General features: G+C 50.8%; 2 rRNA genes. Both read left to right on the forward strand.

Annotated elements, in window-relative coordinates:
• Positions 1-108 (forward strand): 23S ribosomal RNA (locus QMX91_RS31385); the annotation flags it as partial.
• A 154-nt stretch (positions 109-262) separates the two neighbouring features.
• A 5S ribosomal RNA gene (gene rrf, locus QMX91_RS31390) occupies positions 263-321 on the forward strand; the annotation flags it as partial.

The raw sequence follows: 321 nt of genomic DNA on the forward strand, positions 1-321 counted from the left end.
TTGAGTTCCCTGAAGGGCCGTCGAAGACTACGACGTTGATAGGTTGGGTGTGTAAGCGCTGTGAGGCGTTGAGCTAACCAATACTAATTGCCCGTGAGGCTTGACCATATAACACCCAAGCAATCTGCATGCTCGAAAGAGACCAGATTGCGGTGTGTGAAGACGCAATGAACCGAAAGTTCGCGATGCTCACAAAACACCTGTATCACATACCCGATTTGCTGAAGCGAGGCCAACCGGTCACGAGTCAGTACCCGAATTTCTTGACGACCATAGAGCGTTGGAACCACCTGATCCCATCCCGAACTCAGAAGTGAAACG

Source organism: Pseudomonas sp. PS01299 (genome assembly GCF_029960145.1).
Lineage (GTDB): Bacteria > Pseudomonadota > Gammaproteobacteria > Pseudomonadales > Pseudomonadaceae > Aquipseudomonas > Aquipseudomonas putida_A.